Annotated in this window: 17 protein-coding genes; 8 read left to right on the top strand and 9 right to left on the bottom strand. The window is 74.2% G+C overall.

Annotation, left to right across the window (positions count from 1 at the left end):
- Positions 1 to 17 precede the first annotated feature (17 nt).
- The 4 genes from Bra3105_RS04620 to Bra3105_RS04605 all read right to left on the bottom strand — a co-directional run bounded on the left by Bra3105_RS04620 (position 18) and on the right by Bra3105_RS04605 (position 4,206).
- Entirely contained in the window at positions 18 to 1,007 is a 990-nt protein-coding gene (locus tag Bra3105_RS04620; protein ID WP_228358792.1) for an NAD-dependent epimerase/dehydratase family protein, read from the bottom strand.
- Between the two features lie 10 nt (positions 1,008 to 1,017).
- Positions 1,018 to 2,916 carry a DEAD/DEAH box helicase gene (locus Bra3105_RS04615; protein ID WP_228358791.1) on the bottom strand — a complete coding sequence of 633 codons (1,899 nt, stop codon included), beginning with the start codon at positions 2,914 to 2,916 and terminating at the stop codon, positions 1,018 to 1,020.
- A gap of 195 nt (positions 2,917 to 3,111) precedes the next feature.
- On the bottom strand, positions 3,112 to 3,333 hold the full coding sequence (locus Bra3105_RS04610; RefSeq protein WP_152353481.1) for a DUF3107 domain-containing protein: 222 nt from the start codon (positions 3,331 to 3,333) through the stop codon (positions 3,112 to 3,114).
- Positions 3,334 to 3,486: 153 nt separating this feature from the next.
- Positions 3,487 to 4,206: a TetR/AcrR family transcriptional regulator gene (locus Bra3105_RS04605; RefSeq protein ID WP_228358790.1), complete on the bottom strand. Its 720-nt coding sequence runs from the start codon at positions 4,204 to 4,206 to the stop codon at positions 3,487 to 3,489.
- 196 nt (positions 4,207 to 4,402) lie between these two features.
- Between Bra3105_RS04605 and Bra3105_RS04600 the strand changes: the two genes are divergently transcribed.
- Entirely contained in the window at positions 4,403 to 7,957 is a 3,555-nt protein-coding gene (locus tag Bra3105_RS04600) for a PD-(D/E)XK nuclease family protein (RefSeq protein WP_228358789.1), read from the top strand.
- The gene (locus Bra3105_RS04595) at positions 7,954 to 11,526 is read left to right on the top strand and encodes an ATP-dependent helicase (RefSeq protein ID WP_228358788.1); all 3,573 of its coding nucleotides are present in this window, start codon (positions 7,954 to 7,956) and stop codon (positions 11,524 to 11,526) included. The genes Bra3105_RS04600 and Bra3105_RS04595 overlap by 4 nt, the downstream gene beginning before the upstream one ends.
- A 9-nt stretch (positions 11,527 to 11,535) precedes the next feature.
- Here Bra3105_RS04595 and Bra3105_RS04590 read toward each other — a convergent pair whose 3' ends face one another.
- Both Bra3105_RS04590 and Bra3105_RS04585 read right to left on the bottom strand, forming a co-directional pair.
- Positions 11,536 to 12,993, bottom strand: a complete 1,458-nt coding sequence (locus Bra3105_RS04590) for an FAD-binding oxidoreductase (protein ID WP_228358787.1) — start codon at positions 12,991 to 12,993, stop codon at positions 11,536 to 11,538.
- A gap of 348 nt (positions 12,994 to 13,341) precedes the next feature.
- Positions 13,342 to 14,568: a phosphotransferase gene (locus Bra3105_RS04585; RefSeq protein ID WP_228358786.1), complete on the bottom strand. Its 1,227-nt coding sequence runs from the start codon at positions 14,566 to 14,568 to the stop codon at positions 13,342 to 13,344.
- 122 nt (positions 14,569 to 14,690) lie between these two features.
- Between Bra3105_RS04585 and nudC the strand changes: the two genes are divergently transcribed.
- The 3 genes from nudC to Bra3105_RS04570 all read left to right on the top strand — a co-directional run bounded on the left by nudC (position 14,691) and on the right by Bra3105_RS04570 (position 18,523).
- The gene (gene nudC, locus Bra3105_RS04580) at positions 14,691 to 15,611 is read left to right on the top strand and encodes an NAD(+) diphosphatase (RefSeq protein ID WP_200501067.1); all 921 of its coding nucleotides are present in this window, start codon (positions 14,691 to 14,693) and stop codon (positions 15,609 to 15,611) included.
- Between the two features lie 131 nt (positions 15,612 to 15,742).
- Positions 15,743 to 17,872 carry an ATP-dependent DNA helicase UvrD2 gene (locus Bra3105_RS04575; RefSeq protein ID WP_407650897.1) on the top strand — a complete coding sequence of 710 codons (2,130 nt, stop codon included), beginning with the start codon at positions 15,743 to 15,745 and terminating at the stop codon, positions 17,870 to 17,872.
- 348 nt (positions 17,873 to 18,220) lie between these two features.
- Entirely contained in the window at positions 18,221 to 18,523 is a 303-nt protein-coding gene (locus Bra3105_RS04570) for a WhiB family transcriptional regulator (protein ID WP_255719208.1), read from the top strand.
- A gap of 170 nt (positions 18,524 to 18,693) precedes the next feature.
- Here Bra3105_RS04570 and Bra3105_RS04565 read toward each other — a convergent pair whose 3' ends face one another.
- Entirely contained in the window at positions 18,694 to 18,852 is a 159-nt protein-coding gene (locus Bra3105_RS04565) for a DUF5679 domain-containing protein (protein ID WP_193636287.1), read from the bottom strand.
- Positions 18,853 to 19,394: 542 nt separating this feature from the next.
- Here Bra3105_RS04565 and Bra3105_RS04560 point away from each other — a divergent pair.
- On the top strand, positions 19,395 to 20,045 hold the full coding sequence (locus Bra3105_RS04560; protein ID WP_228358785.1) for a M48 family metallopeptidase: 651 nt from the start codon (positions 19,395 to 19,397) through the stop codon (positions 20,043 to 20,045).
- A 42-nt stretch (positions 20,046 to 20,087) separates the two neighbouring features.
- On the opposite strand, the gene Bra3105_RS04555 is transcribed toward Bra3105_RS04560, so the two are convergent.
- Together Bra3105_RS04555 and Bra3105_RS04550 are read right to left on the bottom strand one after the other, a co-directional pair.
- Positions 20,088 to 20,801 carry an NUDIX domain-containing protein gene (locus tag Bra3105_RS04555; protein WP_228358784.1) on the bottom strand — a complete coding sequence of 238 codons (714 nt, stop codon included), beginning with the start codon at positions 20,799 to 20,801 and terminating at the stop codon, positions 20,088 to 20,090.
- Positions 20,785 to 22,329, bottom strand: coding sequence for a zinc-dependent metalloprotease (locus tag Bra3105_RS04550; RefSeq protein ID WP_228358783.1), 1,545 nt, complete (start codon positions 22,327 to 22,329; stop codon positions 20,785 to 20,787). Before Bra3105_RS04550 ends, Bra3105_RS04555 begins: the two co-directional genes overlap by 17 nt.
- A 228-nt stretch (positions 22,330 to 22,557) precedes the next feature.
- Here Bra3105_RS04550 and Bra3105_RS18480 point away from each other — a divergent pair, with 228 nt between their 5' ends.
- The gene (locus Bra3105_RS18480) at positions 22,558 to 23,778 is read left to right on the top strand and encodes a YlbL family protein (RefSeq protein WP_267062211.1); all 1,221 of its coding nucleotides are present in this window, start codon (positions 22,558 to 22,560) and stop codon (positions 23,776 to 23,778) included.
- A 50-nt stretch (positions 23,779 to 23,828) separates the two neighbouring features.
- Positions 23,829 to 24,524 carry an HAD family hydrolase gene (locus Bra3105_RS04535; protein WP_228358782.1) on the top strand — a complete coding sequence of 232 codons (696 nt, stop codon included), beginning with the start codon at positions 23,829 to 23,831 and terminating at the stop codon, positions 24,522 to 24,524.
- Positions 24,525 to 24,529 lie beyond the last annotated feature (5 nt).

Here is a 24,529-nt window from a genome sequence, read left to right as displayed (position 1 = left end):
CGCCGCCGCCCGAGGGGTCAGCCTCCGTCGAACGGGGCGGGCAGCTCCCATGCGCCGTCGGGCCCGCGTCGGGCGATCGATCGCACCCACCGGGCCGTCCGCGCGAGCGTCGCCGCAGGCTCCGGGGGAGGGCCGACGAGCTCGCGCAGGGCGCTGAGGTCGAGCTCCTGCCCGGTGGCCCAGGCCCCCGGGAGCGCGCCCGCCTCGCCGGGTGCGGCAGGGCGCACCGCGAGACCGGTCGCGGTCGTGCCGCCGTCCCCGAGTGCGCCGGTGAGGATCCGGGCCGCCCGGAGGTTCGTCACCGCGGGCGCGTCGCCGACGTTCACGATGCGGGAGCCGGGCCGGTGCAGGCACGCGGCGACGGCCTGCGCGAGGGACGCGGTCGAGGTGAGGGTGCCGATCTCATCGGCCCGCGCGACGGCGATCTCCCCCGCGCCCTCGAGCACGGAGCGCACCAGCGGCCACTCGCGCACGCGGCGGGTCGAGGGGCCGTGGATGCGGGCCGCCCGCAGCACGCTCACGCGCTCCCCGTCCGCGGCGAGGACCCGCTCGGCCTCCGCCTTGTTCGCCCCGTAGCCCAGGCGCGAGGCGTACGGCTCGCCGTGGTGCTCCATCGTCGCGGTGGTCTCCGGCGTGGGTCCGGGCCACTGAGGCGCCTCCTCGGAGTTCGCGTGGCGGCCGGCGGCATCGACGTAGACGGCGCGGGCGGACAGCATGATCGTGCCTCCGCTCGCACGCGACCAGCGGGCGAGGTCGGCCGCATGGCCCGGGGTATAGCACTGGCCGTCGACGATCCCGTCGACGCCGTCCCCGACGAGCGCGTCGATCCCGCGTGCGTCGTCCCTGTCGAGGGCGAGCACGCGGATGCCGAGCGCGGACCAGTGCCGCGGGGCGAGCTCGGGACGACGGCAGGTGACGGTGACATCGACCCCTGAACGTGCGAGATCCTCGGCGGCAGCGGCGAGAGTGCCGGTGCCGCCGAGGATCAGGCAGGCGGGGGAGGTCATCGGGGCCGGGTCAGGACTCCGGGCCGCCCTGGGAGGTCCGGCCGGACTCGGAGCGCCCGCCCGTGCTGCTCTGCTCGCCCTGGTCGCCATGTCGACGACCGCGACCGCCGCGGGAGCGCCGACGACGCGGGCGCGAGGACTCCTCGCCGTCGCGGCCGCCCTTGTCGGGACCGTTGGTCGCGGATCCGCCGGAGGCACCGCCGTTCTCGGAGCCGGAGACGACCTCGCCGTTCACACGGCGGGTGCGGGTGCGGCTGCGCGAGCGGCGCGGTCGGTCCTGCGCCGGCTTCTCGGCGTCCGAGCCCTCGCCGGAGCCCTCGGCACTGGCCGGACGCTCGGAGTCGCCGCGGGAGCGTCCGCCGCGTCCACCGCGACCGCCCTCTCCGCGTCCGCCCTCGCTGCGACCACCGCGTCGGCCCTCATCGCGGCCGCCGCGGCCGCCGCCCTCGCGCCCCCGGCCGCCGCGCGAGGAGTCCTCGCGACGCGACTCGGGACCGCCCAGGTCCTCGATCTCCTCGGCATCCAGGCCCTCGCGGGTGCGCCGCTCCTTGGGGAGGGTGCCCTTCGCGTCGGTCGGGATGTCGAGGTCGGTGAACAGGTGCTCGGAGGTCGAGTAGGTCTCGACGGCCTCGGTGGACTCCAGGCCCAGCTGCCGGGCGATGAGCGCCCAGCGCGCGAGGTCCTCCCAGTCCACGAAGGTCACGGCGGTGCCCTTCTTGCCCGCGCGCCCGGTGCGGCCGGTGCGGTGCAGGTAGGTCTTGTCGTCGTCCGGGGAGTTCCAGTTGATGACGTGCGTGACGTCCTCGACGTCGATGCCGCGGGCGGCGACGTCGGTCGCCACGAGCACGTCGATCTTGCCGGTGCGGAAGGCGCGCAGGGCCTGCTCGCGAGCGCCCTGGCCCAGGTCGCCGTGCAGCGGGGCGGCCGCGAAGCCGCGGTCCATGAGGTCGTGGGCGACCTTGTCCGCCTGGCGCTTGGTGCGCATGAACACGATCGTCAGGCCGCGTCCGCGGGCCTGCAGGATGCGCGCGAGCACCTCGATCTTGTCGAGCTGGTGGGCGCGGTAGATGACCTGCTTGATGTCGGCCTTGGTGCGCGAGGCATCACCCGGGTCGTGGGCGCGGATGTGCGTGGGCCGGCTCATGAAGCGGCGGGCCAGGGCCATGATCGGACCGGGCATCGTCGCGGAGAACAGCATCGTCTGGCGCGTCGTGGGGACGGCCTTGAGGATCTTCTCGATGTCCTCGAGGAAGCCCAGGTCCAGCATCTCGTCGGCCTCGTCGAGGACCGCGGTGCGGACCTGCGAGAGGTCCAGGTGGCCCTGTCGCATGAGGTCGATGAGGCGACCGGGGGTGCCGACGACGATCTCGATGCCCTTGTCGAGGGCCTCGATCTGCGGCTCGTACGCGCGGCCGCCGTAGATGGTGAGCACGCGCACGGGGCGCTTGGCGGAGGCCGCCTGCAGGTCGGACGCGACCTGCACGGCGAGCTCGCGCGTGGGCAGCACGACGAGGCCCTGCGGCTTGCCGACCGGTCGGCTCTGCGGGTTGTCCTCGCCGGGGGCGACGACGCTCTGGAGCATCGGGATGCCGAAGCCCAGGGTCTTGCCGGTGCCGGTCTTCGCCTGGCCGATGATGTCGCGCCCCTTGAGGGCGATCGGCAGGGTCATGGCCTGGATCGGGAACGGGTGGGTGATCCCCTTCGCGGCCAGCGCCTCGACGATGTCCTCGCGGACGTCGAAATCGGCGAAGGTCTGCGTGGGAGCGGTGTCCTCGGCGGGCGCGGCCGCAGCGGCCGCCGCCTCGGGATCGGGGGTGCCGGAGCTCTGCTCGACGGCGATGGAGGAGGCCGGGGTGTCGGGCGCGATCGCGCCCGTGGCCTCAGGGGTGTGCGGGGTGGATTCGGGCACAGTTCATCTCTCTGATCAAAGTGGTGCACTGCCATCGTAGCGTTGTGCGCCCCGTCACCCGATGCGGGCGGGTCGACGGCGGGGTGGGCCGACGGCGGAGTCGGCCCGGGAGGGCCAGGACGCACGACGGCCGACGACAGGGGCTCTGCGCCCTGCTGCCGTCGGCCGTGCTGCTCGACGCGGTCGCCGCGGGACTCAGCCCAGGAAGCCGACCCGCTTCTGCGTGGGGCTGGAGATCTCGGCGTAGGCGATCTTCGCGCCCGGCACCAGGACGGTGCCGCCCTTGGAGTCCTTGAGGGTCGCAATCGAGCCGTCGCCCAGGGCGGTCTCGAGAGCGGCCTGCACCGACTCGGCGCTCTCCTCGGTCTCGATCACGAGCTCGCGAGGCGCGTGCTGGATGCCGATGCGGATGTCCATGTGAGGTCCTTCCCTCGTGCGTGCGGTCGATCCGGGAGTCTATCGCCGGATGCCTCGCCACGGGCGGGTCCCGGGGCCCCGTGCGGTGCGCTCTGGGGTGAATCCGCCCTCGGCGGAATCGCGGACGGATGGGGCGACGTGCGCCACGCGCTCTCAGACCAGCTCGTGCGCCCCGTCGGCCGCCGGAGAATCCTCCTCGAGACCGGCGATGCCCGAGGCCACGAAGCGCGAGAGCAGGTCGAGCTCCGCGGCGGACGGGTCCGCCGGACCGGGCGGTCCGGCGCCTTCCATGGCAGTCCCTTCCGCGGCAGTCCCCTCCGGGCCGGTCCCCTCCGGGTCGGTCCCCTCAGGGCCGTCGGTCCCCGTTCCTGCGGGGCGCAGCACGTCGCCCGCCGCGAGGGCGATCAGGCAGCGGCCCAGCAGGACGGCCGTGCGGTCGGGAAGGACGGGGCGGTGCACGAGGGCCTGGGCGAGGGTGCGCGCGAGCTGGGTGCGGAAGACCGAGACCAGGGCGCTCACCGGCCGGGACACGGACTCCTCGCTCAGCAGCAGGCGCACGCCCAGATGGTCGTCCGCCAGACGCTGCACGCGACGGATCGCTCCCCGCGCGCGCTCCTGGGTGTCCCCGGTCAGCGGCGGCAGGGAGCGGGCGGCCGCGAGCACGCGGGATCCCACGCCCTCGACGACCATGAGATACAGCGCTTCCTTCGAGTCGAAGTGCTGGTACAGGACGGGCTTGGTGACGCCCACGGCGCGCGCGATGTCCTCCATGGAGGTGCTGCGGAAGCCGTGCGCGACGAAGGCGTCGGTGGCTGTGGCGAGGACCAGCGCACGGCGCTCCGACTTCGGCATCCGCTGCGTGGACCGTGCCATCTGTGGCTCCTCCCGGCAGAGGACGACCCTCGGCCCTCATGTCGATGCGCGGTCGCGACCCCTCGCGCGCGACCTGCACGGGACATTCTAGGGCATTTGTCCGGTAAGCCGGGCTTGCCGGGATCGCGCGTCGTCCCGCGCCCGCAGGCCTCGCTCGTGGTCTCGGATGTCCGTCCGCTGTGGTCCACTGGACGACGTGCAGAAGACGGAGGCGGGACCAGGTATCGGCGAGCTGCGGGTGCTGCCGCCGGACCCTCGGCGCCTGCCCGCCCTGCTGCGCCCCCAGGACCTGGACCCGACGCAGCGCGAGGCGCTGGACGCCTTCCTCGGCGGGAGCGACGTGCTCGTCCACGGCGCACCGGGCACGGGACGCACGGCCCTCGCGCTCGCCGCCGCACTCGCGCGCACGGGCGTCGAGGCGCACGGGGGAGCGCGTGAGGAGGATGAGGAAGAACGCGACGCGCGGGGCGACGACGACGCCCGCGGCGCGGCCGGCGGTCGCGACCGGGACCAGCACCGGGAGATCCTCCTGCTCTCACCTCGTCGTGCGGCGGCCGATCCGCTGCGCGACGCGGTCGCCCTGGCGGGCGGCGCCTCGGATGCGCGCGGCCCCGCGGTGCGTGTCGCGACCCCTCCCGCCTTCGGGTTCGCCCTGGTGCGCGCCGCCGCCCTCGAGGACGGCCGGGGGGAGCCGACGCTGGTCACCGGCGCGGAGCAGGACGCGCTGCTGGGCGACCTCGTCCTCGACCGCGCCGACTGGTCGCTCGACGTGGACGCCGCCACCCGCACCCTCGCGGGCTTCCGCACGGAGCTGCGCGACCTCATCACCCGCGCCCAGGAGCTCGGCATCGGCCCCGCGGCGCTGCGCCGGCTGGGCCACCATCGGGGCCGCGCCGCCTGGCTCGACGCCGCCGACATCCTCCGCGAGTACCTCGACGTGCTCGACCTGCAGTCCCAGGCCGCGCTCGACGCCGGGCCCCGCCTGGACTCCGGCGCGCTCGTGCGCCGCGCCGCCGGACTCGTCGAGCGGCTCGATCCGCGCCTGCTGCCAGCCGCCGTGATCGTCGACGACGCCCAGGACCTCACCGTCGCCGGCGTCTCCCTCGTCCTCGCGCTGGCCCGGGCCGGCTCCCGTGTGCTCGTGACCACCTGCCCCGACGTGATGGTCGACTCCTTCCGCGGAGCGGTGGCCGACGCCGCGGCGCGCATCGAGGCGGGCCTCCCGCGCTCCGCCCGCACCGTCCTGCTCACCTCCGCCCACCGCTCGGCGGCTCCCCGCGCCGCCCTCGACGCCCTGCGCGGACGGCTCCCGCTGGCCGGCGCACCCGCGGAGGTGCGGCGGCCCGCTGGGGAGCCGCCCGCGGGCCCGTCGGAGCGCGTCGTCCCCGCCGGGCTCTCCGTGCTCACCGCCTCGGACCCCGAGGAGGAGGGACGCGCGATCGCGGGCGCCCTGCGCGATCTGCACCATCGCGGGGACGTCCCCTACGACGAGATGGCCGTGATCTGCCGCTCGGGCGGGATCGTGCGCGAGGTCGCCGACATGCTCGCCCGCCACGGGCTCGCCGTCACCACCCCGCAGCGCCTGCCCGCCCTGCGGGAGGAGCCCGTGGTCACCGACCTGCTGCGCATCGTCGAGCTCGCGGTGAGCGGCCCGGCGCTCGGTCCTGCGTCCGCATCCGGTGCCCGTCCCGCGACGGAACCCGCAGGGGAGGACCTCGCTCCCGCGCTCACGGCGGCCGAGGCTGCGCAGCTGCTGCGCGGACCCTACGGAGACGCCGATGACCTGCGCCTGCGCAGGATCCGCCGCGCGCTGCTCGACGCCCGCCGCGCCGCGCCGACCGAGTCCGCCGTGTCGGCCGAGTCCTCAGCACCCGCCCCCGAAGTGCGGGAGGACCCCGCGGTGCCCGTGGGCTCGAGCGACCTGCTCGCCCGGGCGCTCGTGGCGGAGCAGGCCCCCGCGGGCCTCGAGGACGGCGGCCGCACCGCGACCCCCGTGCTGCGCATGCGCCGCATGATCCGCGCCGTGCGCGAGCTCGGACCCGCTCCCGCCGCGGCCGACGCCCTCTGGGCCGCCTGGGAGGCCGCGCACCTGGCCGAGGGCTGGCAGCGCGCGGCGCTCGGCGAGGACGCGGAGGACGTCGACGGCGCCCGCGCCCGTCTCACCTCCCACCGCCTCGACGCGGTCGGGGCCCTGTTCGCCGCCGTCGACCGCTTCACCGAGCGCCGCGGCCAGGCCGACGCGCTCGTCTTCATCGACCAGATCCGCACTCAGGCCGTCGCCGAGGACACCCTCGCGCCGCGCGCCGAGGCCGCCGGGCGCGTCGCCGTGCTCACCCCCGCGCAGCTCGCGGGCGCCGAGCGCGACACGGTCGTGCTCGCGCGCGTCCAGGAGGGCACCTGGCCCAATGTCCGCCTTCGCTCGACGCTGTTCGGCGCCGCTGAGCTGAGCCTGCTCGGCTCGCGGCCCGACGGTGAGGAGCTGCCGCTCGAACCCGCGGCCCTGCGCGCCGTCCAGCGCGAGAGCGTCGTGGCCGACGAGGTCCGCCTCGCCCTCAGCGCCCTCACCCGGGCGCGCGAGCGCGTCCTCGTCACCGCGGTGGACGGCGGGGAGCTTGCGCCGTCGGGCCTGGTCCTGCTGCTGCAGTCCTGCGCCGGCGAGGGCTGGCTCGACCCCGCCGTCCTCACCGAGGACCCGGGACCGGCGCCCGACGCGCGCCGCCTGGTCGCCGCCCTGCGCCGCCGTCTGCTGGACGCCGAGGAGACCCAGGGGAACGGGACGAGCGCGCAGGCCGCGGTGCTCCTGGAGAGCCTGCGGGCGGAGGGCGTGCCGGGCACTGACCCGTCGACCTGGTACCACCAGGATCCCAGCGTCGACGAGCCCGTGCGGCAGAGCGGCGCGCAGGTGCGGCTCAGCCCGTCGGCCCTCGAGCGCGCCCACGCGTGCCCGCTGGCCTGGCTCCTCGAGCGCTCGGGCGGCTCGAAGCCCTCCGGGCCCGCACAGCTCGTGGGCACCGCCGTGCATCGCCTCGCCCAGGAGAGCCCCGCCGGCGTGGCCCCCGACCGCGTCGAGGACGTGGTGGTGCGTCTCCACACGCTGCTGCGACCCCTGCAGCTCGAGGACACGTGGTCCGGCAGGCGCACCCTGCGCCGCGCCGAGGATTCCGTGCGCCTGCTCGAGGACTACCTGCGCGCCGCGCCGCCCGCGGCCGCGATCGAGGCGCCCTTCGAGGTCACCCTCGGCGACGTCGTGCTGCGCGGCGCGATCGACCGCATCGAGGGCGAGACGCGGGCGAGCGCTGAGGCGGGCGCCCAGGAGAGCGCCGAGGAGGGAGCCGAACCGGCCGGCGCCGGGCAGAGCCCCGCCCGGAAGGACATCGGCTCGCTGAGGATCGTCGACCTCAAGACGGGCCGCGCGGCGAAGAAGGCGGCCGACGTCGAGGAGGACCTGCAGCTGGGCGCCTACCAGAGCGCCGTCGCCTCCGGCGCCCTCGCCGAGGCCCTCGGCTCGGACGCCCCGGAGCGCCTGGCCGGGGCCCAGCTCGTCTACGTCGGCACCGGGACCGCGAAACCCGTGCTGCGCACCCAGAGCGCGCTCGGCGCGAGCGAGGACCCGCACTGGTTCGAGGCCGTCGTCGAGGACACCGCCCGCGAGGTCTCGGGCGCACGCGTCACCGCCCGCCGCAACGCCCACTGCGACACCTGCGCGGTGCGCCGCATCTGCCCGCTGTGGGCCGAGGGGGCCGAGCTGTGAACACGACCCGTCTGAGCGCGGCCCGCCTCGCCGCTCTCATGGACCGCCCCGCGCCCACCGACGAGCAGATCGCCGTCATCGAAGCGCCCCTCGCCCCGATGCTCGTCGTCGCCGGGGCGGGGAGCGGCAAGACCGAGACGATGGCCTCGCGGGTGGTCTGGCTGATCGCGAACGGCCTGGTCGAACCGAGGCAGGTGCTGGGGCTGACCTTCACGCGCAAGGCCGCCCACGAGCTGGCCGAGCGCATCACCGGGCGCCTCGGAACCCTCGCGACCGCGCTGCGCGCCGAAGGACTGCCCGTCCCGCGCGGCCTCGAGCGGGCGGGGGACGACCTGCTGGGCCAGGAGGTCCAGGTCCACACCTACAACGGCTTCGCCCTCGACCTCGTGCGCGAGCACGCGCTGCGCGTGGGGCTGGACCCCGAGTTCTCCATGATGTCGCCCTCTGCCGCCTGGCAGCTCGCCCACGAGCTCGTCGAGGCGGCGGACGACTCCCTGGACCTCGATGCCTCGCCCGCCTCGCTCACCGCGGCCCTCGTCTCGCTCACGTCCTCGCTCGCGGACCACCTCGTCGGACCCGAGGAGCTCGCCGCCGAGCTGTGCGCGATCCGCGACCACCTCGGCCAGATCCCCCTCCAGGTCAGCGGGCGCAGACGCACGACACCCAAGGACGTCGCCGCCGTCATCTCCGCGTGCGAGCAGCGTCTCGAGCTGATCCCGCTGCTCGAGCGCTTCGCCGCGATCCGCACCGAGCGCAGCGCCCTGGAGTTCTCCGACCAGGTGCACCTGGCCGCGCGCATCGCCCGCGAGGTGCCCGAGGCCGGTCGCCTGGCCCGCGAGCTGCACCCCGTGGTGCTCCTCGACGAGTTCCAGGACACCTCGGTCGCCCAGCTGCGCATGCTCGCGGACCTCTTCGGCCCCGGCCACGCCGCGTGCGCCGTCGGCGACCCCCAGCAGGCGATCTATGGATGGCGCGGCGCGTCGGCCGCCTCTCTCGACGGCTTCGCGAGAGCCTTCGCCACCCCGGAGCTCCCGGACGCCCCCGGAGCACCGGTGCTGCAGCGCACCCTGTCGACCTCCTGGCGGAACGACCGCGCCGTCCTCGACGTCGCCAACCGCATCGCCGCCCCGCTGCGCAGCGCCTCGACGGCCATCATCATCCCCGAGCTGCAGGTGCGCCCTGGCGCCGGCGAAGGGACGGTGCACGTCCACGAGGCCGCCGACGAGCGCTCCGAGGCGCGGGCGATCGCCCGCTGGATCCTCGAGCGGCGCGGACGGGCCGGCGGCGCCGCGGATGCGGCGTCCCACCCGTCCGGGGCGGAGGGCGAGGCGGGGACGGAGCCGCTGCCGAGCGCCGCCGTGCTCGTGCGCGCGCGCAAGCAGATCGCTCCGATCGTCGAGGCGCTCGAGGAAGCCGGACTCCCCGTGCAGGTCATGGGCCTGGGCGGACTCCTGGACCGGCCCGAGGTGGCCGACGTGCGCGCCCTCCTCGAATGCGTCCACGACCCCGGCCGCGGCGACTGGCTCATGCGTCTGCTCGCCGGACCCCGCTTCCGCCTCGGCGCGCGCGACATGTCCGTCCTCGGCCGCTGGCGCGAGCAGCTCGCGGCACGGCGTCGTCGCGCCGCGGCGGGCGCAGGATCCACCGTCGGCGCAGGCGCCGAGGGGAGCGGCAGTGCGGCGGGCGCCGACGCGACGGGTGCCGGCGCGGCGGGCGCCGGCGCGACGGGTACCGGTGCGACGGGCGTCGGCGCGGCCGACGGAGCCGACGAGATGACCCTCATCGACGCGGTCGACGATCTCCCCGCCCCGGACTGGACCGACCCCGACGGACGCTCCCTCAGCCTCACCGCCCGCGAGCGCCTGCGCGACCTGCAGGGGATCCTGCGCGCCCTGCGGCGGCGTCTGGCGCTGCCTCTGCCCGACCTCATCCAGGAGGCCGTGCGCGCGCTGGACCTCGACCTCACCCTGCTCTCCCAGTCGCCCGCCGACCCGCCCCTCGGCGGGCTCCCGGCGCTGCGCGAGCACGCGGCGGCCTTCGAGCGCACCGCCCAGCGTCCTGGCCTGGGCCCTTTCCTCGCCCTGCTCGAGATCAGCGAGGACCAGGAGGCGGGGCTCGCCATGGGAGCGGGCCAGGCCGACCCCGACCCCGATGCGGTCACGGTGGTCACCATGCACTCCGCCAAGGGCCTCGAATGGGACCTGGTCGCGGTCGCCGGGCTCAGCGAGGGCTCCGTCCCGTCCTACGACCTGCGCCGCGCGAAGACCACGGAGGACGGCACCGTGCGCGTGGCGGACTCCGGATGGATCGGGAAGCTCGCCGACGCCTCGATCCCCAGCTCCCTGCGCGGGGACGCCGACATCCTGCCGCAGCTCGACTGGGCGAGCGCCGACACCCAGGTCGACGCCGAGTCCCTGGTCCAGGAGTTCCGCTTCGCCCAGGGCGAGGAGTCCCTGCGCGAGGACCGGCGGCTGATGTACGTCGCGGTCACCCGGGCGCGGGAGGACCTGCTGCTCAGCTCGTGCGCGTGGCGCACCGGCGCGGCCAGGCCCCGGCCGCGCTCGCGCTACCTGCGCGAGGCGCTGCCCCTGGTGCCCGAGCGCTTCCAGGAGATCGAGGAGGTCCCCGAGACGAACCCGCTGGACGCGCGGCTGTTCGAGGCCTCCTGGCCACCGGCGCCGGGGGAGGCGGAGCACCGGCGCGCCGATGCCGAGGCGCTCGTGCGCGCCGCGGCCGAGGGTCGACTGCCGGATCTCCCCGAGGACGCCGCGCTGGCCGAGCAGACCCGCCGGGTCCTCGCGGATCTCGCGGAGCGCCGCGCCCAGCTCACGGTGCGCTCGCCCGCACGGCTCTCGGCCTCCCAGATCGTCGCCCGCGCCCAGGACCCGCAGGCGGCGGCCCGGGCGATGCTGCGGCCGCTGCCGCGACGGCCCTCGCGCTCGGCCCGCCGCGGCACCGCCTTCCATGCATGGCTCGAACAGCGCCTCGAGGGCGGTGCGCTCCTGGACCTCGAGGACCTCAGCGAGCTCGCCGACCTCGAGGACGGTCCGCTCACGGATGTGTCCGACGGGGACCCCGCGGGCTTGGCCGACGGGGACCTCTCGGACGCCGAGGCGCTTGCCCGCATGCGCGAGGCCTTCGAGCGCTCGCCCTACGCCCAGCAGGTGCCGATCGCCGTGGAGGAGCCCGTGACCACGCGCATCGGCCCGCTCGCGATCCGCGGCGTCATCGACGCCGTGTTCCCCGATCCGGAGTCCGAGGACGGCGTGGTCATCCTGGACTGGAAGACCGGGGCGCCGCCCACCGGCGCCCGTCGGCGCGCCCGCGCCCTGCAGCTGTCGGTGTACCGCCTGGCCTGGCACGAGCGCACGGGCCTGCCGCTGTCGCGGATCCGCACCGTGTTCTTCTACGTCTCCGCGGGCAGGACCGACGAGGTGCGCCGCCACCCCTCGCGCCGGGCCCTCGAGCACATGCTCCTCGCGGAGGGCGAGCCGTCGGACCCCACCTCGACGGACGCCCCGCCGGCGGACACCCCGCCGTCGGACACCCCGTCGGCGGGGCGGCCGTAGCCCCCGAGCTCACACCTCGAGCCCGCAGGTGATCCGGTGGCTGGGGTCGTAGTGCTCGCGGATCTGCGCGAGCTTCGCGGCGTTGTCGGCGAAGCAGCGCTTCGCGGTGTCGCCGGGTTCGAGGTAGTTGACGTATCCGCCGCTGCTGGCGGAGGCGACGCCCTTGTGCGAGGCCTCGACCCACGACCTCGCGGACTTCAGGCCCGAGGTGGAGGTCAGGCTCGCGTACCACTGCAGCGAAGCGGTCTGCGAGCGCCACGGGAACGCGGTGCCGGAGCGCTTCACGTCGTGGACGGCGCCGTCGAGGGGATCGAGGATCGCCGCGGTCTTCTGCCCGGACGTCGAGCGCTTCTTCACGGCCGCGACGATCGCCTCGGCCGTGCTCGAGCCGACGCTGCGCAGCACGTCGGTGCCGGCGGCGAAGATCTCGCGGTCCGAGGTGCTCCCGCCGCCCAGGTAGTCGACGAGGTCCATGTGGGAGCGGGACTTGTACGTCGCGCTGTCGGGACGCGTGCCGGTGGCCTTCGCGAGCGAGTTCACGGCGTCGCGGGCATCATCGGCATCGGCGACGCCGATGACGTTCACCTTCATCGTGCCGTGCCCGTCGGTGCTGATCTTCACGCTCGCCCAGCGGCTGCCGCCGGAGGACTTCAGCCACGACGCCCATCCGGTGATGACCTTCGTCGCGGCCGAGGCGGGGAAGGCCAGGGCGAAGCTGGCCTGTGCATGGATGGGATGCGTCGCGAAGGTGAGGTCGGTGACCACGCCGTTCAGTCCGCCTCCGCCGCCGCGCAGCGCCCAGAACAGGTCCGGACGGGAGTCAGCGGAGGCGACGACCGTCCTCCCTTCGGGCAGCACCACGTGGGCGGACACCAGCGAGTCGCTCGTCGTCCCGTACCTGCGGGTGTCGACCCCGATGCCGCCGCCGAGCGCGAGCCCCACGACGCCCACCGTCGGGCAGGTGCCCGTCGGGATCATGCGGTCGTGCGCGGAGAGCGCCTCGTGCACCGAGTACAGGTCCGCGCCCGCCTGGACGGTCACGTGCTTCGTGCTCGCAGAGTAGGAGAGGCCGTGGTAGTCGCGCATGTCGAGGGTCACGGTGCTGTCGGTCGCGGACGCGCCGACGTACGAGTGCCCGCCGCCGCGCGCGGAGACCTTCAGGCCGTGGACCCGGGCGAACTCCATGACGCGCTCGACGTCGGCGCGGGAGCGCGGCCGGATCACCGCGGTCGGGCTGCGGGAGTCGAAGGCGGGGTTGAACAGCTTCTTGTCCGCGGCGTAATCGTGGTCGTCGGGCAGCAGCACGCTGCCGCGCAGCTCCTCGTCCAGCGCCTTCCAGTTCTTCGGGCCCAGGCCCTTCGCGGAGCCCTCCGCGAGCACCGGAGCGGTGCTGGCGAACGTGGCGGCGGTCGCGGCGGCGAGTCCGATGCCGCCTCCCAGCAGTTCTCGACGGTTCAGGGATCGCATGATCGTTGTCTGCCTCTCGCGTTCTCGAGAAGTGCGCGGCGCGCACCGGACCCGCCCGATGGGGCAGGGACAGTCGCCGGCGCCGGATCCCGGAGAAGGACGATCTCGATGACGGAGCATCCCGGAGCAGGAGCGGACGGTGTCGACTGCACGAGTACGAGCACACCACCACTCCGCGCCCGGGGGATCAGACCTTGGTCGCGAATACGTCCGCCGGTGAGCGGAGGCGACGGGGCCGACGCGTCATGCGCAGGGCGCGTGCGGGCGAACCTGAATGGTGCCCGACGCGACGGACCGGGTGGGCCGGTCGGCGCGCGGCGCCGGCCCGGAGGACGGTCCCGGTCGGGCTCAGAAGGCCCGAGGATCCTCGGGTGCGTCGTCGGACGGGCTCTCGCGGCGGACCGGGCCGCCGGTGGCGTCCCACTGGCCGGCCCGATCCTCGGAGGTCGATCCCTCGGAGTCCGATCCCTGGAGATCCGAAGCCCCGTGGTCCGACTCTTCGTGGTCCGGCTCCTCGGGCGCCGGCTCCTCGGGCGCCGACCCCTCCGTGGCCGAGACCGCGGAGCCCGACCCGGTGGGAGAGGCGGCCGAGGACGGCAGGGGAGAGGGCGCGGAGGCGAGGCCGTCGTGCACGTCCAGGGAGTGGTAGGCCGATTCGGCCTGGTCCTTCGCGATCTGCGAGAGGTCAGACTCGAGGTCGCGGAGCATTCCGCGGGCGTCCTCGATGATGACGTCGTCCTCGGCCTCGATGCCGTGCAGCAGCCAGTCGATCACCGCGAACTCGCCCACGGCATGGGCGCGCTCGAGCAGTCGCGGGTGCACGGGCGTGCCCAGGGCGTTGCGGTAGGCGGAGAACAGGTCGTCGAAGGCCTCGGCCTCGAGCGCGGAGGCGAGCCAGGCGAGATCGTCGGCCGGGTCGCCGATGCGCGCCGCGTCCCAGCCGCGCACGCCGGTGATCCTCGAGCCGTGGAAGAACAGGCTCTCCTCGGAGAGGTCGCCGTGGACGACCACTGGCCGGAGGTCCCAGAGGCCGTCGTCGGCCAGCAGGGTCTCCCAGCGCTGGAGGACGGCGGTGGGGATCGTCTCGAGCTCGCGGGCGCGGGCGAGCTGCGCGCGGTGGGCCTCGCGCAGCGCCTGCGCGGTGTACGCCTCGGCGCCGACGGTCTCGACCACGTGCGCGGGGACGCGGTGGATCCGGGCGATCACCTTTCCGAGCGAGGTGACCAGGGCGCGGTCGCGGTCCAGGAGGTCCAGCAGCAGCGGGGCGCCCTCGTGCACCTCCGTGACGGCGGCGCGGCCGCCCTCGGGCAGCTTCACGGATCCGAGCACGGCGGGCACCAGGTCGCTCAGCGCGTGCTGGGCGAGGGAGCCGGAGATGCTGAGCTCCTTCTCGAGGCGCACGCCGCCGGCGGTGGTGCGCGGGCAGGTCACCAGGACCTTGCGCCCTTCCTGGCTGATGACCCCGGCGACGTCGACGTCGTCCTGCGGGGTCGGGATCGCCACGGTCCGCGCGGGCTCGAAGCCGGGGACCGAGGCGGCGGCGAAGGCTGCCAGGGAGTAGGAGTTGTGGCGCACGTATCCACCGTACCCGGCCGTCGGCTGGGAGCAGCGGCGGACACACGGTGCGTCCGCGATGCGCGCGCACGAGCTCCCGGACGCGTCGACGCGCGGGTGTGAGATGGCTCTACGCTGATCGCATGGTGCGAGTGCGCGGACCCCAGCTGCAGACCCCTCTGACCCGGCATGATCTGGATCGTGGCGCCCTGCGCCGCTCCGACCCCCACGTGCTCGACGCGGGGGAGGACGCCGTCTTCCTGGTGACCCGCTCGGGCGCGGCGAGCATGCTCGAGGACGGCGAGGGCCGTCTGGTCCCCGTCTTCGAGGAGGCCGATCCCCGCGGCCACCAGAGCGCCTCCGCCGTCTACCTCGGGCAGCGCGAGGGCAGGCGCGTCATCGCCGTGGAGCTCCCCGAGCCCAGCGCCGAGCTCGACGATCCGGGCCGCGACATGCGCGACCTGCGGCGCGTGGTCGGCGACCTCGGACCTGAGGACGCCGCGCTCGCCGTCGCCGCGGTCGCGATGGGGTCCTGGCACCGCTCGATGCGCCACTGCCCCCTGTGCGGGGCGCTGCTCGAGGCGCGGCTGGGCGGCTGGGTGCTGGTCTGCACCGAGGACGGCACGGAGCACTTCCCGCGCACCGATCCGGCCGTGATCATGGCGGTGCGGGACGAGCAGGACCGCCTGCTGCTGGCCCGCAACGCGAGCTTCCGCAGCGGGTTCCACTCCGTGCTCGCCGGCTTCGTCGAACCGGGGGAGACGATCGAGGCGGCCGTCGCCCGCGAGGTCGCCGAGGAGGTCTCCCTCGTCGTCGAGGAGGTCGAGTACGTCGGCTCCCAGCCCTGGCCCTTCCCGCGCTCCCTGATGCTCGCCTTCCGCGCCTGGGCGGCCGACGGCCAGGAGATCGTGCTGGCCGACGGCGAGCTCGCCTCCGCCCGCTGGTTCACGCGCGAGGAGCTCACCGCCGCGGTCGCCGCGGGCGAGATCCAGGTGCCGAACGTCGCGTCCGTCGGCCGCGCGCTCGTCGAGGACTGGTACGGCGGTCCCATCGACGAGGGCTGATCCGCGGCCGATCCGTCGACGGCGGCCGGTCGCGGGCGCTCCCGACGACGGGGCCCCGCGGTCCCTCCCCAGCGAGTCGCGGTCCACAGCGCGTCCTCGCGCGTCGGTGGGCGCTGGCAGACTGGGAGGCGATGACCGCGCACCAGTCCGACACCGACACCATGGGCCCCGTGGACGAGTCCGCCCCGCCGCTCACCGCCGAGGCGGTGCTCGAGGCGCTCGACCCCGAGCAGCGGGAGGTCGCCCGCAGCTTCGACGCGCCCGTGTGCGTGCTCGCCGGCGCCGGCACCGGCAAGACGCGCGCGATCACCCACCGCATCGCCTACGGGGTGATGACCGGCCGGCTCAACCCCCGGCACGTGCTCGCGGTGACCTTCACCGCGAAGGCCGCCGCGGAGATGCGCTCGCGTCTGCGCGACCTCGGCGTGCCCGCCGTGCAGGCCCGCACGTTCCACGCCGCGGCCCTGCGCCAGCTCCGCCATTTCTGGCCGCGCGTGGTGGGCGGCCCCGTGCCCGAGATCATGGCCAACAAGTACGCGGGCGTCGCGGAGGCCTGCCAGCGCCTGCACATGAGCGTGGACCGTGCCGCCCTGCGCGACATCGTCTCCGAGGTCGAATGGTCGCGAGTCTCGATGCTCACGCCCGAGAGCTACCCCGAGGCGGCCGCGGCGACCCGTCGGCCCGGCGTCGCGGGCTTCGACTCGCGATCGATCTCCCGCATCCTCACCCAGTACGAGGAGGTGAAGAAGGAGAAGGGCGTCATCGACTTCGAGGACGTGCTGCTCCATATGGTCGGCTTCCTCACCGAGCGGCCGGACGTCGCCCGCGAGATCCACGGCCAGTACAAGCACTTCGTGGTGGACGAGTACCAGGACGTCTCCGCCCTCCAGCACTCCCTGCTGCGCCTGTGGCTGGGGACCAGCGGCGACCTGTGCGTGGTGGGCGATGCCGCCCAGACCATCTACACGTTCGCCGGTGCGCGCGCCTCGTACCTGCTGGACTTCCCCAAGGAGTTCCGCGGGGCGCAGGTGATCCGGCTGGAGCGCAACTACCGCTCCACGCCGCAGATCGTGCGGCTGGCCAACACCGTGCTCGACGGCGCGCGCGGGCGCACGCGCGATCACCGCCTGACCCTCGCCTCCCAGCGCGCCGAGGGCCCACCGCCGGTCATCGAGTCCTATCCCGACGACGTCGCCGAGGCCGAAGGCGTCGCCGAGCGCATCGCCGACCTCGTCTCCCAGGGGCGCAGCGCCGCGGAGACGGCCGTGCTCTTCCGCACCAACAGCCAGTCCGAGGCGGTCGAGCAGGCCCTCACCGCCCGCGGCATCGGGTACCTCGTGCGCGGGGGCGACAAGTACTTCGAGCGCCAGGAGATCCGCCGCGCCATGGTCGCGCTGCGCGCCGCCGCGCGCGTCCAGCCGGAGGACCCTGCGCGGGCCGTCCGTGACGTGGTGGGCGGGCTCGGCTGGAGCGCGCAGGCACCGGAGACCACCGGTGCCGTGCGCGAGCGCTGGGACTCGTTGAACGCCCTGGTCGGCCTCACGGACACGATCCTCGCCCGCCCGGGCGCGACCCTCGCGGACGTGGTGCGGGAGCTCGAGGAGCGTGCCGAGGCGCAGAGCGCCCCCACGGTCGACGGCGTCACCCTCGCCTCCGTCCACGCCGCCAAGGGCCTCGAATGGCCGGTCGTGTTCCTCATCGGCGCGAGCGACGGGCTGCTGCCCATCTCCATGGCGCAGACCGCCGCCGAGGTCGAGGAGGAGCGCCGCCTCTTCTACGTCGCGCTCACCCGCGCGAAGGACCTGCTGACGGTCTCCTGGGCCGCCGCCCGCAGCGCGGGCTCCCGCGGCTCGCGCAAGCCCTCGCGCTTCCTCGACGGCCTGCTCCAGCCCGCCGAGAGGACTCCGGCGAAAGGGCCACAGGCCCGCCGCACCGGCCGCCGCGGCGCGACCACCTTCAGCAGCTGCCGTGCGTGCGGCAAGAACCTGAACACCCCCGGCGAGCAGCGGCTCGGACGTCACGTCGCCTGCCCGCCGAGCCACGACGAGAGCGTGCTGGACGAGCTGCGGCTCTGGCGCCGCCAGCGCAGCGCGCAGCTCGGCGTCCCCGCCTACTCGGTGCTCACCGACGCCGCGCTCGCCGCGATCGCCGAGCGCGCACCATCGGACCTCGATGCACTCGTGCATGTCCCCGGCGTCGGCCCGCTGAAGGGTCAGCGTTTCGGCGAGGAGCTCCTCGAGATCCTCGCGAGCCACCGCTGACCAGCACGAAACCGCAGGTCAAAAAATAGGTGTCGCGGATCTCGAGGGCGTGTAGTCTGTTCTCGTTCATCGTCCACGACGTGGTCCGGGAGACCGGGGCGCGCGCACAGGAAGGGGGTGTCGTCAATGACCACATGGAAGACGCAGATCGAGCCGATCGGCTTCACCGGGTCCGACGCCGCCCTTCTCGCGGCGCCCGCTCTCCTGAACGAGCGGGTCTATCGACCCAAGGGGCTGACGGCTTGATCTGATCGGGACCCATCCGTCTCGATCTGCCGCCCCCTCCGGCGAGAGCGCACTGCTGCGCCCGCCCTTCCTCGACCACGACGATTTCGAAGCAGCGAGACGATGACAGACGTCCTCACCCGCAGTGACCTCACGACCATCACCGACACCCGGCACGATGCCGCGTCCTCGGCGATCCTGCCCTGCCAGGACATCGAGGCGGCAGACCTGTTCTTCTCCGAGCGCCCCGCGGACCTCGAGTCCGCGAAGGTGCTCTGCGCCGACTGCCCCCTGCGGGCGGTCTGCCTCGAGGGCGCCCTCGACCGGGGCGAGCCCTGGGGCGTCTGGGGAGGGCAGATCCTCGAGAACGGAGCCGTCATCGCGTTCAAGCGCGGACGCGGTCGGCCCCGCAAGAACGCCGCCTGACAGGCGACGCGCGTGCCCGCCCGGGGACCGCGCACGGCAGCGTGCCGGCGCGCGGACGCCCCCTCACAGCGTCAGGGGCGGCCCACCAGATGGTGGGCCGCCCCTGAGACGCGAGCGCTGGGCGCTCGCCGCAGGATCCGCGCGGAGCGGATCCCTTCGATCCTGGCTGATCAGGCCTTGCCGAGGATCCGGTTCAGCTTGGTGCCGCAGACCGGGCACACGGCCTTGGCCATGCGACGCTCGTTCGAGACGACGACGTCGCCCGTGGCCTCGCGCTTCTCGCGGCACTTCACGCAGTAGAACTCGCCGCTGTACTTCTCGTCAGCCATGTTCACTCCTTCTCTTGCCCCCGCGGCCCCGGCATCGCACATCACGGCCGGGCCCTGCGAGGTCGTCCCCGACACTGTATAGGTCCGGGAGGGCAGGGACGGAATCGACACCAGGGGGTGTCGCGAGGTGGTGTCGCAGGCCTCGGACTGCCGGACGGGTGCGCGCCGCGCGCCGTCGTCGGCGCAAAGACGCACCCCCGCGACGACGGGGGATCGCGGGGGTGCGGGAGATGCTCTGCGTCTCTCGTGGAGCCCCGGGGGCGCTCAGCATCGTGTGCACCTTCCCCGTACGCACCATGCCCGTTATCCCGGGGCTCCACTGACGTACGAAACTAGCCGCTGGCCGGGTGCGGGTCAAAGGCAGTCCAGTGGATCCGCTGTGGACAAGCCGCCTCATCGTGTGGACGGACGGTGCATGATCCGCGCCCCTCTGTGGACGACGAGAGGACGCGCGAGCACTGGGGAGGACTGACGTGCACGCTCGTCATGCACAGCTGGGGACGACACGCCGATCCCAGAATTTTTTCTGAGATCCTGTCTCCATGCCAGAGCTCACCGAGCACGAGGGGGTCCGCGGCCCGCAGGGGGAGCGAGTCCTCGTGCGCCGTTCCGCCCGTCGCCGCCGCACCGTCTCCATCACCCGCCGCGAGGGCGATCTCGTGATCTCGATGCCGGCATCCTTCGGCTCCCGCCAGGAACGGCACTGGGTGCGCAGCATGATCGATCAGCTCCAGCGCAAGGAGCTCGCCCGCGGTCCCGCCCGCAGCAGCGACGAGGACCTCATGCGCCTGGCGCGCCGGCTCTCCGACGCGCACCTGGGCGGTCGCGCGCGTCCCACCTCGGTCGCCTGGTCCACCCGCCAGCAGCACCGCTGGGGATCCTGCACCTCCTCGACGGGGGAGATCCGACTGTCCGCGCGCCTGCGCCCGATGCCCCAGCACGTGCTCGAGTACGTGCTGGTCCATGAGCTCACACACCTGCTGGTCGACGACCATTCGGCGGAGTTCTGGGCCCTCGTGGACAACTATCCCCGCACCGCCCACGCGCGCGGATTCCTCGAGGGCGTCTCCTTCGCCCAGCAGTACGGCACCGGCGGCGGGACATGGGAGGGCGATGGCGAGGACTCCCCGGAGCAGGGAGCGGGCAGCACCCGCCCGGCCGGTCGCGAGACGGCGGCCGACGGCGTCGACTGATCGGCGGGGCCGACAGACGGGACGCGATCGGGCCGACGGAGGTCAGTCCGAGGCGGGCCCGGTGTCCCCCGACCGCTCGGCGGCGAACTCGTCCAGGTAGAGAGCGAGTCGCTCGAGGATCTCGGGCATGTCGGAGGCGGCGTCGGACGGCAGCGGGACGCGGCGGGAGAAGCCGCCGCGGGTGCCGTCGATCCGCGGCCAGGGGACCCACACGGGCGTGGGCGCGCCGGGCTTCTCCGCCCTCAGCGGCATCTCTGCGGCCGCGGCATCTGCGCGCAGCACGAGCACGACGTCCCAGTGACCGCCGCACGCACCGAACGTGGAGGCGAGGTCATGGGCCTCGAGCAGCGCGGGGCCCGGCCCCACCAGCTCGAGGCGTGCGTCGGCCCCCGGTCCGGTCTCCGCGCCCAGGCCGGTCTCCTCCGCGATCTCGCGACGCACCGCCGCCTCGAGCGACGCATCGGAGGCCTCGAGGTGCCCGCCGGGCTGCACCCAGCAGCGGCCGCGCGCATGCCAGACGAGTGCGAGGTTCTCGGCCGGCCCGTCGAGGACGACGGCGCTCGCCGTCAGGTGCAGCGACCCGCCCTCCGCGGCCAGCGCCGGGCCGTCGCGCAGCACGGCATCGGGGATCGCCTCGAGCAGATGCACGTAGTCCGCGCGCACGGCCGGATCGATCGCGACCTCCGATGCGGCGCGCAGCTCCTCGAGAGCGCGCGCCGTGAGCGCGGGGGCCGTGGGGTCAGGAGCGCGGGTCATCGTCCGAGGGGAAGTCGTCGGGGGAGGAGCCGTCCGACACGGGGCCGTCCGACGAGGTCCCGTCCGAGCCGTCCGCGGACCCTCCCGACCCGTCCGCGGGCCCGGAATCGGCTGAGCCGGCCTCGTCGAGGAGCTTGGCGAGCTCGGCGTCGATGTCGTCGGGCAGGGCCATGGCCTCCTCGGCCTCCTCGCTCTGGCCGTCGGCGGCGAGGGCGGGCGCGTCGGACGCAGGGGCCTGGGGACGGCCGCTGAGCACGGCCACGTCGGGCAGCAGATCGGGGTGGGCCCACTTGCCGTCGCGGGCCTGCTCGCCCTCGGTGTCCAGCACGCTCTCCCACCAGGCGAGCGCTTCGCGCACGCGGCGCGGGCGCAGCTCGATGCCCACCGTCTTGGAGAGCATCTCCTCGGCCGGCGAGCCGCTCGCGCGGCGTCGGCGCAGCACCTCGCGCAGGGCGTCGAGCTGCGGGAGCTTCCCTGCCAGGGCCTGCGAGGTCACGTGGTCGACCCAGGCCTCGACGAGCGCGAGCGTCGTCGCGAGCTCCTCGAGGGCGCGCTCCTGGGAGGCGCGGCGGGTGAAGACGAACATCTCCTCGGGCCGACGGGCCTGCAGCGCCGAGGGATCGGAGAGGTCCAGGTCGCGCACCATCTCGTCGAGCGCATCGAGGTCCAGGGTGATGCCGCGCGCGTAGTCCTCGATCGCGGAGAAGAGGGCGCGCGGCAGCCAGGACGCGGAGGAGAACAGTGCGGTGTGGGCGAGCTCGCGCGCGGCCAGGAAGATCCTCGCGGCCGGCGCGTCCAGCCCGTGGGATTCCACGAGGTCGGCGACGTTCGCGGCGACCAGCGCGGGCCGGCCCTCGGGGCCCAGCGGCAGGGAGAGGTCCGTGGTGCCGAAGACCTCGCGGGCGAGCGAGCCGATCGCATGGCCGAACTGCACGCCGAACAAGGTGCCGCCCATGCGCTCCATCATCTGGCCGGGGTCCCCGGGCAGCTGCAGCTCGGCCTGCTGCATCTGCGCGGTCATGGCCTCGCCGATCGCGCCGGCCATGTACTTCGCGACGGGTTCGACGATCGACTGCCAGCGCTCCTGGGTGCGGTGCAGCCAGGTGCCGCGGGTCCACACCTCGAGCGGGCGGGAGGGCAGGTCGAAGGAGATCGCATCCGCCAGCCAGAGCGAGGCGATGTTCGCCGCCTCCTCGAGCTCCTTGATCTGCTGGTCGCTCGGCGAGGGATCGCCGGGCGTGCCGGCGGGCGCCGGGGCGCCCGGCACCTGGACCGTGCCCTGCGCGGTGCGGCGGGAGAGATCCTGGGCGAGCGTCCAGTTCACGGGCCCCTCGCCCTGGGCGTTCAGCACGTGCTGCATCTGGGCGGCCGCGGCCTTGAGCATCGCCGGGTCGCTGGGGAGGTTCGCCTGCTTGGCGAGCTCGCTGAGGTCCACGCCGTCCAGGGCGCCCTCGGGGATCGCGCCGCCCAGGGCCTCCTCCAGGAAGCGGCGCAGGGCGTCGTCGTCGGGTGTCGGGTTCTCGGTCATGGGGCACCTCCGGGTGCGGCCGCCCGCGCTCTCGCGGCCGGTGCGGCCTGGATCAACGTCGTGATCAGCGTACCGAGCCGGATCCAGGACGCATCGGGCGGGCATTCAGTTTCGCTCAGGGCGTCGAAGCCGCCTCCCGCTGCCCAGCGGTCCAGGGCACGGAGCGGTCCAGGCCACGGAGCGGTCCCCGCCACGGACCGGTCAGGGCATGTGCGGCACAATGGTCCGGTGACCTCCCGCCACCCTGGACCGACGCCCGACGGCGCGCAGCCCTCGAACCCCGCCGCACCCGACGCCGGGACGGAGGCGTCCGCTGGTGAGCAGCCGGTCGGCGGGCCGTCGGCCGATGGGACGCCCGGCGGCGAACCGCGCATGGGGCGCGTCACCCGGTTCCTCGGCGGCGAGGCCTTCGCCCACCCGCGGCTCGCGGCCGGCAGTCTCCTCGTGGTCTGCGCGATGCTGCTGGGCGCCATGTTCGTGCCCGTGCCCTACGTGGTCGAGCAGCCCGGACCCGCGATCGACGTCCTCGGGAAGTACGACGACAAGCAGGTGCTCTCCATCGAGGGCCACAAGACCTACCCCACCGACGGGTCGCTGATGATGACCACCGTCTCGGTCGACGGCGGACCCGGCTACCCGGTGACCCCGGTCGAGGTGGTGCGCGCCTGGTTCGACCCCACTCGCTCGGTGCTGCCGCGCGAGCTCGTCTTCCCCGAGGACCAGACCGCGCAGGAGACCATGCTGGAGAATTCCGTCCAGATGAGCAGCTCCCAGCAGGAGGCCGTCGTCGTCGCCCTCGACGAGCTCGGCATCGACCACGAGGACTCCGTGCAGGTCTCCGGCGTCGAGCAGGACTCCCCGGCCGACGGCGTGCTGAAGCCCGGCGACCGCGTCCTGGCCATCGGCGGCGCGAGCGCCGACAGCGCGGAGGCCTACCGCGCGCTCGCCGCGAAGACCACGCCGGGGGACAAGGTCTCCATGCGCGTCGAGCGCGACGGCAAGAAGCTCGACCTGCAGGTCCCCACCCGCGACGTCGACGGCAAGGCCCGCATGGGCATCGTCCTGGCCGACGGCTTCGAGTTCCCCTTCGACGTGGACCTGGGCGTGGGCGACGTGGGCGGTCCCAGCGCCGGCACCATGTTCGCCCTGTCCATCTACGACGAGCTCACCCCCGGCGCCCTCACCGGCGGCCAGGACATCGCCGGCACCGGCACCATCGACGAGAAGGGGACGGTCGGCGCCATCGGCGGGATCCGCCAGAAGATGGTCGGCGCCCGGGACTCCGGCGCCGACTACTTCCTCGCCCCGGCCTCCAACTGCGACGAGGTCGTCGGGCACGTCCCCGACGGGCTGCAGGTGGTGAAGGTCGAGGACTTCGACGGGGCCCTGCACGCCGTGCAGACCATCGCGAAGGACCACAGCACCAAGGGCCTGCCCACCTGCGGGTGAGTGTCCGTGCACCAGCATCCGAGCACGAGCGCAGCACAGGAGAGTCGATCATGAGCAGGAAGAGGCGCGGCACCTCCGCCGCGGACCCGAAGCGGATCACCGTCGTCTTCGACTTCGGCGGCGTGCTCAGTGCCGGGCATGATCCGGTGCCCACCATCCACGAGCTGCTGGGCGGGGATGCCGAGGCGGTCGGGGAGGCGCTCTGGGAGCATCGCGGCGACTACGACGCGGGCCGCATCGTCGCCGCCGAGTACTGGGGCCGGGTGGCCGCCGCCGCAGGCATCGAGAACCTCACCGAGACCGAGGTGCGCGAGCTGCAGAGCGCCGACAACCGCTACTTCCTGCAGCTCGACCAGCACTCGCGCGAACTTCTCCACGACCTCGCCCGCAACGGGATGCGGATGGCGCTGCTGTCCAACGCCTCGGCCGCCTTCGGCGAGGACGTGCGCCGCGCCGACTGGTTCGAGGCCTTCACCCTGGCCGTGATCTCCGCCGAGGAGGCGGTCGTCAAGCCGAACGCGGAGATCTACCGGATCCTGCTGGACGTCCTCGCCCACGAGACCGGGGGAGTGGCCCGCCCCGGCGACGTCGTGTTCTTCGACGACCGCGCCGAGAACGTGGAGGCGGCGCGCGCACTCGGGATCGATGCGCACCTGTGGCCTCGCAACGGCGAGGACGGCGCCGCCGAGCACGGCGCGGTCATGGCCCGGCGCGTGCTCGAGGGGCGCGGAGTGCCGCTGTCCTGACGAGC

Origin of the sequence: Brachybacterium halotolerans subsp. kimchii (assembly GCF_020792675.1) — a bacterium.
Lineage (GTDB): Bacteria > Actinomycetota > Actinomycetes > Actinomycetales > Dermabacteraceae > Brachybacterium > Brachybacterium halotolerans.
This window is presented reverse-complemented; position numbering and strand designations above follow the sequence as displayed.

What these genes read in the sequence shown, in the direction of transcription:
- Bra3105_RS04620 (WP_228358792.1), bottom strand. Translation starts at nt 1,007, where the DNA reads ATGACCTCCCCCGCCTGCCTGATCCTCGGCGGCACCGGCACTCTCGCC.
- Bra3105_RS04610 (WP_152353481.1), bottom strand. Translation starts at nt 3,333, where the DNA reads ATGGACATCCGCATCGGCATCCAGCACGCGCCTCGCGAGCTCGTGATC.
- Bra3105_RS04605 (WP_228358790.1), bottom strand. Translation starts at nt 4,206, where the DNA reads ATGGCACGGTCCACGCAGCGGATGCCGAAGTCGGAGCGCCGTGCGCTG.
- Bra3105_RS04590 (WP_228358787.1), bottom strand. Translation starts at nt 12,993, where the DNA reads ATGCGATCCCTGAACCGTCGAGAACTGCTGGGAGGCGGCATCGGACTC.
- nudC (WP_200501067.1), top strand. Translation starts at nt 14,691, where the DNA reads ATGGTGCGAGTGCGCGGACCCCAGCTGCAGACCCCTCTGACCCGGCAT.
- Bra3105_RS04575 (WP_407650897.1), top strand. Translation starts at nt 15,743, where the DNA reads ATGACCGCGCACCAGTCCGACACCGACACCATGGGCCCCGTGGACGAG.
- Bra3105_RS04570 (WP_255719208.1), top strand. Translation starts at nt 18,221, where the DNA reads ATGACAGACGTCCTCACCCGCAGTGACCTCACGACCATCACCGACACC.
- Bra3105_RS04565 (WP_193636287.1), bottom strand. Translation starts at nt 18,852, where the DNA reads ATGGCTGACGAGAAGTACAGCGGCGAGTTCTACTGCGTGAAGTGCCGC.
- Bra3105_RS04560 (WP_228358785.1), top strand. Translation starts at nt 19,395, where the DNA reads ATGCCAGAGCTCACCGAGCACGAGGGGGTCCGCGGCCCGCAGGGGGAG.
- Bra3105_RS04555 (WP_228358784.1), bottom strand. Translation starts at nt 20,801, where the DNA reads ATGACCCGCGCTCCTGACCCCACGGCCCCCGCGCTCACGGCGCGCGCT.
- Bra3105_RS04550 (WP_228358783.1), bottom strand. Translation starts at nt 22,329, where the DNA reads ATGACCGAGAACCCGACACCCGACGACGACGCCCTGCGCCGCTTCCTG.
- Bra3105_RS04535 (WP_228358782.1), top strand. Translation starts at nt 23,829, where the DNA reads ATGAGCAGGAAGAGGCGCGGCACCTCCGCCGCGGACCCGAAGCGGATC.